Origin of the sequence: Streptomyces sp. NPDC051940 (genome assembly GCF_040680895.1) — a bacterium.
In the GTDB taxonomy this organism is placed as follows: Bacteria; Actinomycetota; Actinomycetes; order Streptomycetales; family Streptomycetaceae; genus Streptomyces.
This window is the reverse complement of record NZ_JBFAXR010000175.1, coordinates 1-14,434: the sequence shown is the minus strand read 5'-3', so window position 1 is coordinate 14,434 and position 14,434 is coordinate 1. Positions and strand designations below refer to the sequence as shown.

12 protein-coding genes and 1 pseudogene are annotated in these 14,434 nt (G+C 72.4%); 11 read left to right on the top strand and 2 right to left on the bottom strand.

Annotated elements, in window-relative coordinates; translation table 11 throughout:
- The first annotated feature begins 226 nt into the window (after positions 1–226).
- The 8 genes and pseudogenes from AB0M28_RS37020 to AB0M28_RS36985 all read left to right on the top strand — a co-directional run bounded on the left by AB0M28_RS37020 (position 227) and on the right by AB0M28_RS36985 (position 7,929).
- Positions 227–1,006, top strand: a complete 780-nt coding sequence (locus AB0M28_RS37020; RefSeq protein WP_365414630.1) for a UbiX family flavin prenyltransferase — start codon at positions 227–229, stop codon at positions 1,004–1,006.
- Between the two features lie 29 nt (positions 1,007–1,035).
- Entirely contained in the window at positions 1,036–1,491 is a 456-nt protein-coding gene (locus AB0M28_RS37015) for an Lrp/AsnC family transcriptional regulator (protein WP_365414628.1), read from the top strand.
- 53 nt (positions 1,492–1,544) lie between these two features.
- A complete protein-coding gene (gene mqnE, locus AB0M28_RS37010) occupies positions 1,545–2,708 on the top strand; it encodes an aminofutalosine synthase MqnE (protein WP_365414626.1) in 1,164 nt (387 codons plus the stop codon).
- 299 nt (positions 2,709–3,007) lie between these two features.
- Positions 3,008–3,538: a GNAT family N-acetyltransferase gene (locus AB0M28_RS37005; protein WP_365414624.1), complete on the top strand. Its 531-nt coding sequence runs from the start codon at positions 3,008–3,010 to the stop codon at positions 3,536–3,538.
- A 104-nt stretch (positions 3,539–3,642) separates the two neighbouring features.
- Entirely contained in the window at positions 3,643–3,924 is a 282-nt protein-coding gene (locus AB0M28_RS37000; protein ID WP_365414632.1) for a DUF4229 domain-containing protein, read from the top strand.
- A gap of 407 nt (positions 3,925–4,331) precedes the next feature.
- Positions 4,332–5,666 carry a dicarboxylate/amino acid:cation symporter gene (locus AB0M28_RS36995; protein WP_365414622.1) on the top strand — a complete coding sequence of 445 codons (1,335 nt, stop codon included), beginning with the start codon at positions 4,332–4,334 and terminating at the stop codon, positions 5,664–5,666.
- A gap of 413 nt (positions 5,667–6,079) precedes the next feature.
- Entirely contained in the window at positions 6,080–6,346 is a 267-nt protein-coding gene (locus tag AB0M28_RS36990; protein ID WP_365414620.1) for a hypothetical protein, read from the top strand.
- A gap of 330 nt (positions 6,347–6,676) precedes the next feature.
- Positions 6,677–7,929 (top strand): annotated as a pseudogene (locus AB0M28_RS36985) (lipase family protein).
- Positions 7,930–8,024: 95 nt separating this feature from the next.
- On the opposite strand, the gene AB0M28_RS36980 reads toward AB0M28_RS36985, so the two are convergent.
- Positions 8,025–8,480, bottom strand: coding sequence for an Lrp/AsnC family transcriptional regulator (locus AB0M28_RS36980; protein WP_365414618.1), 456 nt, complete (start codon positions 8,478–8,480; stop codon positions 8,025–8,027).
- Positions 8,481–8,563: 83 nt separating this feature from the next.
- On the opposite strand from AB0M28_RS36980, the gene AB0M28_RS36975 reads away from it, so the two are divergent.
- Both AB0M28_RS36975 and AB0M28_RS36970 read left to right on the top strand, forming a co-directional pair.
- Complete coding sequence (locus AB0M28_RS36975; RefSeq protein WP_365414616.1) at positions 8,564–9,205, top strand: LysE family translocator; 642 nt, start codon at positions 8,564–8,566, stop codon at positions 9,203–9,205.
- A gap of 484 nt (positions 9,206–9,689) precedes the next feature.
- Complete coding sequence (locus AB0M28_RS36970) at positions 9,690–11,624, top strand: AMP-dependent synthetase/ligase (protein WP_365414614.1); 1,935 nt, start codon at positions 9,690–9,692, stop codon at positions 11,622–11,624.
- On the opposite strand, the gene AB0M28_RS36965 is transcribed toward AB0M28_RS36970, so the two are convergent.
- A complete protein-coding gene (locus tag AB0M28_RS36965; RefSeq protein ID WP_365414613.1) occupies positions 11,527–12,651 on the bottom strand; it encodes an AraC family transcriptional regulator in 1,125 nt (374 codons plus the stop codon). The genes AB0M28_RS36970 and AB0M28_RS36965 overlap by 98 nt on opposite strands.
- Positions 12,652–12,784: 133 nt before the next feature.
- On the opposite strand from AB0M28_RS36965, the gene AB0M28_RS36960 reads away from it, so the two are divergent.
- Positions 12,785–14,350 carry an LPXTG cell wall anchor domain-containing protein gene (locus tag AB0M28_RS36960; protein WP_365414612.1) on the top strand — a complete coding sequence of 522 codons (1,566 nt, stop codon included), beginning with the start codon at positions 12,785–12,787 and terminating at the stop codon, positions 14,348–14,350.
- The last annotated feature ends 84 nt before the right edge of the window (positions 14,351–14,434 follow it).

The following is a 14,434-nucleotide window of genomic DNA, read 5'->3' as shown; positions in this document are numbered from 1 at the left end:
GGATGCTGCAGCGGGACCGCAGCACCACCCCAGCCCGTCCGGCGTTTGAGGACTGAGGCGCGGAGCGCCGAACCGCGCCGCAGGCGCCGGCGCGAACCGGAGCCTTCCGGCGTGGCCGCGGCACCCTCCCAGCCCGTCCGGCGCCTGAGGACCGAGACCCGGACCGCCCCAGGGGCGGAGCCCCTTTGGCGGTCCGCCCCGCCGGAGGCGGATAGGCTTCGAACCCATGAAGGCCATCCCTCCCACCAGCGACGCGGCCCCCGTCCGCCGCCCCTGGGTGGTCGGGGTCTCGGGGGCCTCCGGCACGCCCTACGCCGCAGCCGTGCTGCGGGCGCTGCTCCAGGCGGGGGAGCCCGTGGACCTGATCGTCAGCCGGGCCGCCCGGCTGACCGTGCTGGACGAGACGGGCGAGCCGTTCCGCGACGCGCACTGGCGTGACGACCTGCGGCGATGGCTGGCGGCGGGCGCCGACGGGCGCAAGGGCGTCTTCGACCCCGGCCCGCTGGACGGCGTGCGCTACTGGTCCGCCGGGGATCTCGCCGCCGGGCCGTCTTCCGGTTCGTATCCAGCACAGGGCATGATCATCGTGCCGGCCTCCACCGCCTGCGTGGCCGGCGTGGCCCTCGGGCTGTCGAAGGACTTGCTGCAGCGCGCCGCGAGCGTGACGCTCAAGGAACGCCGCCCCCTGGTGGTGACGGTCCGCGAGACCCCGCTGACGGGGCAGACCCTGCGGCATCTGGTGGCCCTGGACGAGGCGGGCGCCGTGGTGCTCCCGGCGTCGCCCGCGTTCTACTCCGGTCCGGCGGACATCCAGGGCCTGGTCGACTTCGTCGCCGGCCGGGTGCTTGACTCGGCGGGGGTGCCGCACAAGCTCTACCGCAGGTGGGAGGGCGAGTTGGGGCAGGCTCGCGCCCAGCACGACGACGCAGGGGGGCCCGTGCGGGCCCGGGACGACGCAGGCGGGTCCGCGCGGGCCCGAGACGACCAGGACGACACGGTCCGCTGACCCCGGACCAGGAAGGCGCTACGTCAGACATGGACGCCGTCGACAGACAGCTCATCCAGGCCCTGCGCGAGAACGGCCGGGCCTCCTACGCCGAGCTGGGCCGGCTCGTGGGGCTCTCCGGACCGAGCGTCACCGACCGGATCAACCGCCTGGAGGCGGCCGGTGTGATCACCGGCTACCGGGCGACCGTGGACGCGGGCTCCCTGGGCCTCGGCGTCACCGCGCTCATCGGCATCCAGCTCTCCGACGCGGTGGACCACGAGGACGTGGCGTACCGGCTGCGGGACCTGACCGAGATCGAGGACTGCTTCTTCATCGCGGGCGAGGACTCGTACATGCTGAAGGTGCGCGCGCCCGACGTGGACGGGCTGGAGAAGACCATCCGGCGGCTGTCCGGCATCAAGGGCGTCTCGCGGACGCGGACGACCATCGTGCTCTCCACGAAGTGGGAGAACCGGGTCGGAGAGCTGGCCGAAGAGGTCTAGGCGTACGCTCGGTCCCGGCAGCGACGTACGTCATTTTCGGGAGGCGGCCGCATATGGACGCAGGGCTCAAGCGCGAGCTGGAGGACAAGGTCCGTTCCGGGGAGCGGCTCAGCCGCGAGGACGGCATCGCCCTCTACGAGTCCGACGACCTGGCCTGGCTGGGCGGCCTCGCCCACGAGGTGCGTACGCGGATGAACGGCGACGTGGTGCACTTCAACGTCAACCGCCACCTCAACATGACCAACGTGTGCACCGCGTCCTGCGCGTACTGCTCCTTCCAGCGCAAGCCGGGGGAGAAGGACGCGTACACGATGCGGATCGAGGAGGCCGTCGCCCTGGCGAAGGAGATGGAGTCCGAGAACCTGACGGAGCTCCACATCGTCAACGGGCTGCACCCGAACCTCCCGTGGCGCTACTACCCGCGGTCGCTGCGCGCGCTGAAGGAGGCGCTGCCCGGGGTGTCGCTGAAGGCGTTCACCGCGACGGAGATCCACCACTTCGAGACGATCTCGGGGCTGTCTGCCTCGGAGATCCTCGACGAGCTGATCGACGCGGGGCTGGAGTCGCTGACGGGCGGCGGCGCGGAGATCTTCGACTGGGAGGTCCGCCAGCACATCGTGGACCACAAGACCCACTGGGAGGACTGGTCGCGCATCCACCGGCTGGCGCACGAGAAGGGTCTGAAGACCCCGTGCACCATGCTGTACGGGCACATCGAGGAGCCCCGGCACCGGGTGGACCACGTGCTGCGGCTGCGTGAGCTGCAGGACGAGACCGGCGGCTTCCAGGTCTTCATCCCGCTGCGCTACCAGCACGACTTCGTCGACATGAAGGACGGCGTCGTACGCAACCGGCTGCAGGCCCGTACGACGATGGCCACGGGCGCGGAGGCGCTGAAGACCTTCGCGGTGTCGCGGCTGCTGTTCGACAACGTGCCGCACGTGAAGGTGTTCTGGGTCATGCACGGTGTGCAGACCGCGCAGCTGGCGCTGCTGCACGGGGCGGACGACATGGACGGGTCGGTCGTCGAGTACAAGATCACGCATGACGCGGACGACTTCGGTACGCCGAGCAAGCTCACGCGGGAGGATCTGCTCGATCTGATCCGCGACGCGGGGTTCCGGCCGGTGGAGCGCAACACGCGGTACGAGGTCATCCGGGAGTTCGAGGGGCCGGATCCGGCGCGGCGGGAGGCGCCGCAGCCGATGCGGCTCTGATCGGCGGGGCCGGCGGCCGGGTTGCGCTGCGGGGGCTTCGCCCCCGGGCCCCCTTCGCGGGCTGCGCCCGCGTTTCGCGCCTGGCGGCGCTCGGCCTCAAACGCCGGCCGGGCTTCATGTCACGTTGCGCTGCGGGGGCTTCGCCCCCGGCCCCCCTTTGCGGCCTTCGGCCGCGTCGCGCCTTCGGCGCTCGTCCTCAAACGCCGGACGGGCTGGGTGTGGGCGACTGCGACCCTTCTCACGTGAGCGTGCCCGGAAAATCCGTGGGGCGCGTTCGGCGTGATGCATAGAATTGCGGGATGACGCATAACCTTCGGTTCGAGCTCGATCCCGCCGTGGACGCCTCGCTGCGGGGCGGGATCACCCGGCTGTGGGCCGGCGTGAGCAACGCCGGCGGGTCCGTCGGGTTCGTACCGCCCGTCGATGAGGAGGACGTGCGGCCCGCACTCGTGCGGCATCTCGTCGGGATGGCCGAGGGGCGGACGCGGCTGCTCGTGGGGCGGGACGCGGAGGGCGTGGTCAGGGCCACGGCGTTCGTCGGGTTCAACGGGCACCGGCTGATGACGCACTGGGTGTGGCTCTACACCGTGATGGTGGACCCCGCGCTGCAGGGCACCGGGCAGGGGCGGGCGCTCATGGACGCCGCCGCCGAGGCCGCGCGGGGGATGGACGGGATCGAGGGCATACGGCTGACCTGCCGGGGCGGGACCGGTGTCGAGCACTTCTACGCCGCCTGCGGGTACAAGGAGGTCGGCCGCGTGCCGGGCGCGATCCGCGTCGCGGACGGGGACGACCGGGACGACATCACGATGTGGCTGCCCCTGCGGTAATCGGTAATCCGGATCCTTTCTACAATCAAAGGGCCGAGCCACCTCAAGCTGGAGTCACCGTGTCCCCGAATCCGACCGCGAACGCCGCCGTCAAGTACAGCCTGATGCGTCTGGGCGTGTTCGCCCTCTGCTTCGTCGCCGTCTGGGGGCTGGTGCGGCTGAGGGTGCTCCCGGCAGGGCTGGGCGACTCGAACTACCTCTGGGTCCTGCTGCTGGCCATGGTGATCTCCGCCCCGCTGAGCTTCGTACTGCTGCGGGGGCAGCGGGACCAGATGTCCGAGCAGATCTCCTCGAAGGTCGACCGCGCGAAGCGGAACCTCGCCGCGAACCGCTCCCAGGAGGACGAGGCGGACGACGCGGCGCGCGGGGAGACCTCCGCGGAGTGACCTGCTGAAGGCCGGGCGCGCGTCCCTGTGGCGCTTCTCACAGCGCGTCGCCGGCGCCGCTCCGTACCACCCCCAACTGCCCCGTTGCGACGGGGCAGTTCTGCTTTCCCGGGTCGCGGGCGTCGCCCGCCCGCGATCGATGCTCAAAGCATCGCTTTGAGTAAGTAAAAGCTGCGGTGTTACCGTCGTACTCATGACGACTGCGGCCACCCCCCACCCCGCCACGCGCACCGCGCTCGTGGCGCGGCTGCACGTCGACCTCTGCCGCCGCGTGACCGCGGCGTGTCGCCGCTGACCGACGGTCCCCACCGGCAGCCCGAACCCCGGCCGTCACAAGCCGGGGTTCGCCGCGCCGGGATCCGTCCGCAAGGCGTCCCCCCTCCCCGTACCACTCACGGAGTACCCGCGTGTCACGCATCACCAAGGTGCCCTTCTGGGCCCAGATCCTCGCCGGCCTCGTGCTCGGCGTCGTGCTGGGTGCCGTCGCCCGCAACGGTGACGTCGCCTGGCTGAAGGACACCCTCGAGCAGATAGGCGGGATCTTCGTCCAGCTGCTGAAGCTGGCCGTCGCCCCGCTCGTCTTCTTCGCGATCCTGGTGTCGATCACCAATCTGCGGAACGTCAGCAACGCCGCCCGGCTGGCCTCCCGCACCCTGCTGTGGTTCCTGGTCACCTCGCTGATCGCGGTGAGCATCGGCCTGGTCCTCGGCCTGGTCACCAACCCCGGCTCCGGCACCGGCCTGACCCCGAAGGACGGCGCCGCGCCGGACCACGCGGGCAGCTGGATCGACTTCCTCACCGGGATCATCCCGACGGACATCGTCACGCCGTTCACCGAGCTGAACGTCCTGCAGATCGTCTTCATGGCCGCCGTCCTCGGCGTCGCCGCGCTGAAGGTCGGCGAGAAGGTCCAGCCCATCGTCACCCTCAGCCAGGCCGCGCTGGAGCTGCTGCAGAAGGCCCTGTGGTGGGTCATCAAGCTGGCCCCGATCGGCAGCGTCGGCCTCATCGGCTACGCCATCGCCGACTACGGCTGGGACCTGATCGGCAAGTACGCGACGTTCACCGCCGACGTCTACATCGGCTGCGCCCTGGTGCTGTTCGGCGTGTACCCGCTGCTGCTGGCGACCGTCGCCAAGGTCAGCCCGCTGCAGTTCTTCCGCGGCGCGTGGCCCGCCATCCAGCTGGCGTTCGTCTCGCGCTCCTCGGTGGGCACCATGCCCGTCACCAAGAAGGTCACCGAGCGCCTCGGCGTACCGCAGGAGTACACCTCCTTCGCCGTGCCGTTCGGCGCCACGACCAAGATGGACGGCTGCGCCGCGATCTACCCCGCGCTCGCCGCGATCTTCGTCGCCCAGATCTTCGACGTCAGCCTGGGCCTGCAGGACTACCTGCTGATCGTGTTCGTCTCGGTGATCGGCTCCGCCGCCACTGCCGGCCTCACCGGCGCCACGGTGATGACCACGCTGACCCTGTCCACCCTGGGCCTCCCCCTGGAGGGCGTGGGCCTGCTGCTGGCGATCGACCCGATCCTGGACATGATGAGGACGGCGACGAACGTGGCGGGTCAGGCGGTCGTCCCGGTGATCGTCTCCGCCCGCGAGGGCATCCTGGACCGCGAGGCGTACGCCAAGGCCACCTCGTTCGACCTGTCCGAGACCGACGAGCCCTCCCTCCCGTCCCAGGCCGAGGCGCCGTCCGTCGAGGACACCGAGCGGGAGAAGGTCCCCGCCGGCGTGTGACGCCATCGGTTGTGTGAGGCCCGCACCCCGTTCGTCGGGGGCGGGCCTCTTCGTGTTGGTCGGGCTCCTGGCCTTTGTGGCCAACGCCGCTGGCGAGTCCTGGGCCCGCGTTGCCGCAACGGTGATTGCCGTTCCGGGATCGATCGTGCTGTACATGGCACATCATCTGGCGGCGTCGAGGGATCCTGATGTTCGCCTGGCTCGGTCTGTTTGGCTCGCTGTACGGCATTGTGGGCTTCGCCATCGGGGGTGTGTGTGGTTGCCGTGCTGGCCGGTTGTGCTGGGGGGGCGACCCGTCTCCCCTCCCGGACCCGTCGGCGTCGCGTGCCCTCGACCGGGCCTCGGCTGTCAGTGCGGCCGAGCACAACCTCCGTCGAGGCGTGGCGTCCGAGGACAAGCCTGACGACCGAGGTATGTCCGTGCTTCACGTCGAAGGGACCGAGGTGCTCTTCGCCTGGCAGACGGCCGACTTCAGGTCTTGCTGGGGCCAGGCCGGTCAGTCGGGGCCGGGCATTGCGCAAGGGTGCCTGACCCGGCCGCTGCCGCCGACGGGGAAGCCGCGGCTTACCCGCGTGACCCATGGCTCCCTCGACGTCGAGGTCAGCGGGACCGAGGGGCGGCGCACGGAGACCCTGGACCTGGGTGAGCCGTCGGACAGCTCCCCCTTCGTGTGCCGCTGATCGGTCAGTGCGCCCAGCGGGCGCCGCACCCCGTTCGCCGTGGGGCGGGCCCGCTCGCGTTCTGTGACGGGGGCCGACTTCCCGTGGCGGGTTCTGTGACCGGAGTCAGCGTCCCTGCGCCGGGTGTTGTGACCGGCCCCTGTGTCCTGTGCGACGTATTGTCAGGTCCCTCCGGCGACCCTACTCTTCGGTCACTTACTTGCGGGTAAGCATGCGCGCGTGCTCGCCCGTGTCGTACCGAGCCGAGGAGTGAGCCGCGTGAGACGACCGTGCAAGACCCTCCTGCAGCGTTCGAGAGCCGCCCTGGCCGTCGCCGTCGCCGCGTTCTGTGTGGGGGTGCAGGCCCTGTCCGCCGGTCCCGCCGCCGCCGTGACGGTGCCCGCCTTCTACGATCCGCCCGCCACCCTGCCCGCCGCGAACGGGGCCCTGGTCCGCACCGAACCCCTGCCGCTCGCCCTCAGTCTGCCCAGTATCGGCGGGCAGTTCCCGGGTACGGCGACGCGGCTGATGTACAAGTCCACCGACTCCCGCGGCGGTCCCGTCGCCGTGACGGGTGCCTATATCGAGCCCTGGGCCCCGTGGCTGGGCCTCGGGCAGCGGCCGCTGGTGGCGGTCGCACCCGGCACGATGGGCCAGGGCGACCGGTGTTCGGCCTCGCTGGGGCTGCAGTACCCGGTGCAGATCGACAGCGACACGCTCGCGGTCGGCTACGAGGACGTCGCCATCTACCGGCTGCTCCTCTCCGGCGTCGCCGTGGTGGTCACCGACTACGTCGGCCTCGGCGCCACCGACCGGCTGCACACCTACGTCGACCGCGTCGACGGCGGCCACGCCGTGCTCGACGCCGTCCGCGCGGCGCGGTCCGTACCCGGCGCCTCCGTCACCGCGCAGTCCCGCACCGCCCTGTACGGCTACAGCCAGGGCGGCGGCGCCACCGCGTCGGCCGCCGAACTGCAGCCGTCGTACGCCCCGACGTACAGCTGGCCGGCACGTACTCCGGCGCGGCGCCCGCGAACCTGACCGAGGTCGTCAAGGGCATCGACGGCAGCGCCCTCGTCGGCGCGCTCGGCTGGGCCCTCAACGGCTTCCTGCAGACCGACCCCTCGCTGCGGGAGATCGCCGACGCGCGGCTCAACGCCGCCGGCCAGGCGGCGCTCGACGACCTGTCCACCGCGTGCATCGGCGACGCGCTCCTCACGTACGGCTTCTCCAGCAGTACGAAGTGGACCGCCGGCGGCGAGTCGCTGTCGGACATCGTGGCCGCCGAGCCCCGGGTGCGGGCGATGCTCGACGCCCAGCGCATCGGGCGGCTGAAGCCGGCCGGTCCGGTGCGGGTGGCCACCGGCACCGAGGACGACATCGTGCCGCACGCGCAGGCGCGGCAGATGGCCGTCGACTGGTGCGCGAAGGGCGCGAACGTCACGTACGTGCCGGTGATCCTGCCCAATCTGGGTGACGGGCTGCTGACCAACCACGTCACGCCGCTGCTCACCGACCAGGGCGACGCGATCGACTGGATCAAGGCCCGGCTGTCGGGCCTGCCCGCGTTCTCCAACTGCTGGACGATGCCTCTCCAGCCGTGAACGGCCGGTGCCCGCGGGCCTCTTACGGCGGGGCGCGCGGGCACCTCCGGTGGGGCGGGCGGCACCTTCGGCGGGGCGCGTGGCACCTTGGGCGGTCAGTCGACCGCCAGGCCCTCGTCCTCCTTCACCGCCTTCATCGCGACGTGGGACGTCAGCTGGGCCACGCCCGGCAGCCTCAGCAGGCGGTCCGTGCGCAGTCGTTCGTACGACTCGACGTCCGCGACCGCGATCCGCAGCAGGTAGTCCGGATCGCCGAAGAGGCGGTGCGCCTCCACCACCTCCGGCATCCCGGCGACGCGGCGCTCGAACTCCGCCACGGACGACTCGTCCTCCCTCGCCATCACCACCGTGACGAACACCTGGAAGGCGCGGGACACCGCGGTCGTGTCGAGCAGGGCGCGGTAGCCGCGGATCACGCCGTCGCGCTCCAGCTGGCGGACGCGGCGCAGACACGGGGACGGGGTGAGCCGTACCCGTTCCGCCAGGTCCGTGATGCTGATCCGGCCGTCGCGCTGCAGCTCGCGCAGGATACTGCGGTCTATCCGGTCCATGGCGCACGATTCTGCCGCAGGGCGGCCGGCGGGGGCAGTTGTCGGTCAGCGGCTGCTTCGGCTCCGCGCCTAGCGTCGGGGGCATGGATACGGGAAGTCTGCTGCTGTTCCTCGGTGTCGACGCGCTGCTCGTCTGCACGCCGGGGCCGGACTGGCTGGTCATCGTCGCGCGGGGGCTGGGGCAGGGACGCCGGGCCGCGCTGCGGGCCGTGGCGGGGATCGCCACGGGGTACGCGCTGTACACGGTGCTCGCCGCGGTGGGGCTCGCGGCGGCGATCGGTGCGGTGCCGGGGGTGCTGCCTTCGCTGCGGTACGCGGGGGCGGCTTATCTGGTGTGGCTGGCGTTCGGGCTGCTGCGGGGGGCGCTCAGCCGGGGCGCCGGGTCCGCCTCGGGGCTTCGGGCCGTTGCCGGGGCCGCCGGCCCCGGGGTGGTGTGGCGGCAGAGTCTGCTGACCGCGCTGCTCAATCCGAAGGCGCTGTTGTTGTACGTCGCGCTGCTGCCGCAGTTCGTGGAGCCGGGGGCGGGGTTGCCGGTCGGGGTGCAGACGGCTGTGCTCGGGACGTTGCACGTCGTGCTGTGTGTGATCGGGTACGGGGTGGTTGCGCTCGGGGCCGCGCGGGCGCGGGTTGCGGTTGCGGGGCGGGGGCGGGTGGAGAAGGGGTTGGGGGTGGTGTCAGGGGTGTTGCTCCTGGCGGTGGCGGGGGTGGCCGCGGGGGCGCGATAGGCGCGTCCGCTGCCTTCCGCTGCCGGGGGCTCCGCCCCCGGACCCCCGTTCGCGCCTGGACGGCGCTCGGCCTCAAACGCCGGCCGGGCTGGTTTGGGCCCTTCGCCCCGATGCCTGGCCGGCGGCGTATCGGCGCTGCGCGCCTCGGCCTCAAACGCCGGCCGGGCTTCATGGCGCGTTCCGCCGGCGCCTGCGGCGCGCTTCGGCTTCGCCGAAGTCCTCAAACGCCGGACGGGCTGGGAGTGCGGCCTTCCCCCATCCCCCTGACCGCGCAGTCGGCGCTGCGCGCCTCGGCCTCAGACGCCGGCCGGGCTGAGGTTGGCCGCCTCCCGCGCGGTGAGTTGTCATCCGGCGCTACCTCAGGCCGCGTTCGCGAGGTCGTTCCGGAACTGGGTCGTTCCGGGTTATTGGCTCCTGCGCAACCAGTCAGTAACGTTACCGGCGAGTTAAATGATCGTTGGCCGCGAGACGGCAGGAGCCGCTGATGACACGGCAGACCGCACCGCGTACCACGGCACCGTCCCGCCCCCGCTCCGCCTACGACCAGATCGCCGACGCCGTCGAACCCCGGCTCCGCCGCGTCGGCGGTGAGGTCCGGGAGGTGGTCGTGCGGCCGCTGGCCACGGGGGTCGCGCGGGGGTCGCTCGCCGACATCCCGTTCGACAACGCCGACGAGGCGCCGCACGACGTCGTCCTCAGCCGTAAGAGCGGGGACGGGGAGTGGGCCGACGTGAGCGCCGCGGAGTTCGCGCGGGAGGTGACCGATCTGGCCAAGGGGCTGATCGCGGCCGGGCTGCAGGTGGGGGACCGGCTGGCCATCATGGCCCGGACGACCTACGAGTGGACGCTGCTGGACTTCGCCGCCTGGGCCGCGGGGCTGATCACCGTACCCGTGTATCCGACCTCCTCCGCCTTCCAGGCGCGCTGGATCCTCGGGGACTCCGGCGCCGTCGCCTGTGCCGTGGAGAGCGTGGAGCAGTCGCGGATGATCAGCGGTGAGCGGGCCGCGCTGCCCTGGCTCAGCCAGCTGTGGCAGCTGGACACGGGCGTGCTCGGGCAACTGGCCGCCGCCGGGCGGCACCTCGGCGACGAGGAGGTGCACGCGCGGCGGGCGGCGCTGACCCCGCAGACCGTGGCCACGGTGATGTACACGTCCGGCACCACGGGCGCGCCAAAGGGCTGCGTGGTCACCCACGGCAACTTCTTCGCCGAGGTCGACAACGCCGTCGAGCTGCTCCACCCCGTCTTCAAGGAGGTGAGCCAGGAGCCCGCCGCCACCCTGCTCTTCCTCCCCCTGTCACACGTGCTGGGGCGCATGGTCGCGATCGGCGCGCTGCGCGCCCGCGTGCGCCTCGGGCACGCGCCCAGCCTGCGGACGGAGGAACTGCTCGCGGACCTGGCCGCGTTCCGGCCGACGTTCCTGGTGGCCATCCCGTACGTACTGGAGAAGGTCTACAACACCGGCCGTGCCACCGCCGAACGCCTCGGCCGCGCCGCCTCCTTCGACCGCGCGGCGGCGGTCGCGGCCCGCTACGGCGAGGCGCTGGAGCGGCGGGCCGCCGGCGGCCGCGGGCCGGGGCCGGGGCTGCAGCTGCTGCGCGGCCTGTACGACCTGCTGGTCTACCGGCGCGTCCGGGCGGCCCTCGGCGGGCGCGTCCAGTACGCGATCTGCGGCGGATCACCGCTCGGCCGGCGGCTCGGGCTGTTCTACGCCGGGGCGGGCGTCGAGGTGTACGAGGGGTACGGACTGACGGAGACCACCGCCGCAGCCACCGTGACCCCGCCGCTGCGGCCCCGCTTCGGAACGGTCGGCCGGCCGCTGCCCGGCACCGCCGTGCGGATCGCGGACGACGGCGAGGTGCTGGTGCGCGGCGGGCAGGTGTTCGCCGGCTACTGGGACAGCGAGGCGGGGGAGATCCGGCCCGCCACCGGGGACGAGGGCTGGCTGCCCACCGGGGACCTCGGTTCGCTGGACGACGACGGCTATCTGACGATCACCGGCCGGAAGAAGGACATCCTCGTCACCTCCTCCGGCAAGAACCTCGCCCCCGCGCCCCTGGAGGACCGGCTGCGGGCGCACCCGCTGATCAGCCAGTGCCTGGTGGTCGGCGACAACCGCCCGTACGTCGCCGCGCTGCTCACACTCGACCCCGACGGCCTCTACCACTGGTGCTGCATGCACAAGAAGCTCCACGTCCCCGCCTGGGAGCTGGCCGAGGACCCGGCGCTGCGGGAGGAGCTGCAGCGCGCCGTGGACGACGCGAACCTGCTGGTCTCCCGGGCCGAGTCCATCCGCCGCTTCGCCGTGCTGACCGCCGACTTCACGGAGGACACGGGTCATCTGACGCCGTCGATGAAGCTGAAGCGGGCGGCGATCCTGCGGGACTACGCGGAGAGTGTGGAGGGGCTGTACGCCTGAGGTCCGCCCGCGGCAGCTGCCGCAGGCGGTACGCCCCCGGTGTCGTCCCCGTCCACCGGCGGAACGCCCGGTGGAACGCCGTGTCCTCGGAGTAGCCGAGGCGGGACGCCAGCAGCGCGATCGGCTCGCCGCCCGCCGCCAGCGAGGTGAGCGCCGCGTCCCGCCGTACCGCGTCCTTCAGCTCCTGGAACGAGGTGCCCTCCGCGCGCAGCCGCCGGCGCAGCGTCGCCGGGCTGAGCGCCAGCCGCGCCGCCACCTCGGTCAGCCCGGGCAGCCGGGCCGGGCGGCGGCGCCCCGTGGTCAGGGATCCCGCCAGGGTGTGCCGCACCTGCTCGCCGACCGTGGTGCCGTACGACCTGCGGCTCAGCAGATCCGCCGGGGCCCGCGACAGCAGCTCCTCCAGCGCCGCCTCGTCCCGGATCACGGGCGCGGCCAGCCAGTGCGCGGCGAACGCCACGGCCGTGCGGGGGGCGTCGAAGCGCGCGGGGCAGCCGTAGAGCACCGGGTACTCCGCCGCGTACGGCGGCGGGGGGTAGGCGAACGCGGCGCGGGTCAGCGGGATCCGGCGGCCGATGAGCCAGTTGCACAGCCGGTGGTAGACGATCGTCAGGCATTCGGAGAGGAACGGGTCCGCGAAGGCCGGGTCGTTGCGTACGGACAGTTCCAGCTCGCCGTCCCCGTACGCCAGGCCCAGGTCGGGGCCGTCCGGGAAGAGGCCGTAGAAGCGGACCGCGCGGTGCACGGCCGACTCCAGGTCGCGGCAGCCGATGGCGGCGTAGCACATCATCGCGAAGGTGCCGCGGCGGCTGGGCGCGGGCCCGAGTCCGAGGAACTCGTCGCCGGTAGCCTCGTGCAGCTCCCGGACCAGGCAGGTGAACTGGTCGGGCGTCACCCGGGCCCGGTCGTCGCCCAGCAGCAGCGGGGGTATCCGCGCGGCCTGCAGCAGCGGGACGGGGTCCAGACCGAGCCGCCGCGCCCCGCGCAGCAGGGCGCGGACCTGGTGCACGGTGATCGTCCGGCTCGCCATGAGGGGCACGGTAGCGCCGTACGAGGTGGCGGAGGAGTTTTTGCCTTCGCTTTACCGGAGTTGGGTTTTGCCTGGCCCTACGCTCCGCTCTGACAACCGATGGGGTGGGAAGGCAACTATGAGACTGGTGTACATGCGGCGTGCAGCCGGTGCGGCAGCGGCCCTTGTGGCCGCCGGCGCGCTGCTCGCCGGGGGTGGGGCGGGCGTCGCGGGGGCGGAGGAGACGGTCCGCTTCCAGATCTCGACCGGATTCGACCGCACCGTTCCGGTGCGGGCCGACGGACACGGCGACGACTACCGGCCGCTGAGCTTCACCTTCTACAACAACGGGCTCAGCACCCTGCGGAATGTGGAGGTCGTCGTCGACGGGTCCGCGCTCAAGGGCGTGGGTGAGCTGGACCTGCCGAAGGGCTGTGGGTACGCCTCGGCCGACAAGCTGCGGGTGCAGTGCTTCCTCGGCGACGTCAAGTACGGCATGGGCGGCCTGGACATCGGCGTACGCGCCGCGGCGGGCGCGCCGGCGGGCGCCTCCGGGAAGGTCGCGTTCGCGATGGACGCGGACAACGGCACCCTGGCGGCCGGGTCCGGTTCGGCCGAGGTCGGCGTGACCGTGGGCGACGGCGCCGACCTCGCGATCAACGACCTGGGCCAGGAGATGAAGGTCGCGCCCGGCACGCAGACGCCGGTCCGGCTCGAGGTGACCAACCTCGGCACGAAGGACGCCGCGGGCGTCGAGGTCTTCATCCGCGGCGGGCTGGGCAACGTCGCCGTCCTCGGCAACCACAGCAACTGCGTGTACGAGTCGTACGACGGGGCTCAGCGGGGGGCCTTCTGCACCTTCCCGGACACCGTGGTCAAGCCGGGCCAGACGTACGTGCTCGACGAGCCGGTCACGCTGTCGGTCCCCGAGGGCGGCCACGGCGACGTCCTCCAGTACGGCGACGCCGTCATCGGCTCCGACTGGGTGGGCGACCCGGAGGGCGAGCCCGGCACGGGCGCCCCGCTCGCGCTGGTGCCGGACGTCGAGGCGCCGAACACCCTCGACGCCGAGCAGCCGCTGGACATCGACGAGTACAACAACCTCAACTCCACGGTCCTCACCACCGGGAACGTCACCGACATCGCGGCCGTCGGCGGGACGGTGAACACGCGGGTCGGCGCGGAGACGAACGCCGTCTTCCGGGTCCGCAACTCGGGCACCACCACCCTCCCCGCGACGAACGCCGACGGCGGTCCCGGTATCCGGATCTGGGCGGTGTTCCCGGCCAACGTCGAGGTCGTCTCGGCCCCGAAGGGCTGTACGAAGGAGCACGCGGGCCCCGAGAACCTGGCCGCGTACCCGCTGGACACCGACCACCCGGAGACGAACTGGACCTACGGCTGCTCGAAGAAGGCGGCCCTCGAGCCGGGCGCGGAGGTGAAGTTCACCTTCCGGGTCGCGCTGCAGCTGGACGTCGACGACAGCTACGCCGGTGTCGTGGCGGCGGCCGAGGCCGAGGACTTCACCGCGAGCCGGATCAACAACGCCGCCCGGCTGTACTTCAAGGCCACCGACGACGGTACGGGTCCGGACGGCGACCTGGCCGAGACGGGCGGCAGCGGCGGTACGACGTGGCTCGTCGCGGGCGGCTCGCTGACCGTGGCGCTGGGCGCCGGCCTGCTCCTCACCGCGCGCCGGCGCAAGGCCGCCGGGGCGTAACCGCCCGGCGGTACGGAGTTGCGGCCCCGGTCAGCCGCCGCCGCAGAAAGCTGAGCCCGCCGGCGATCCGCCGGTCCCAGCCCG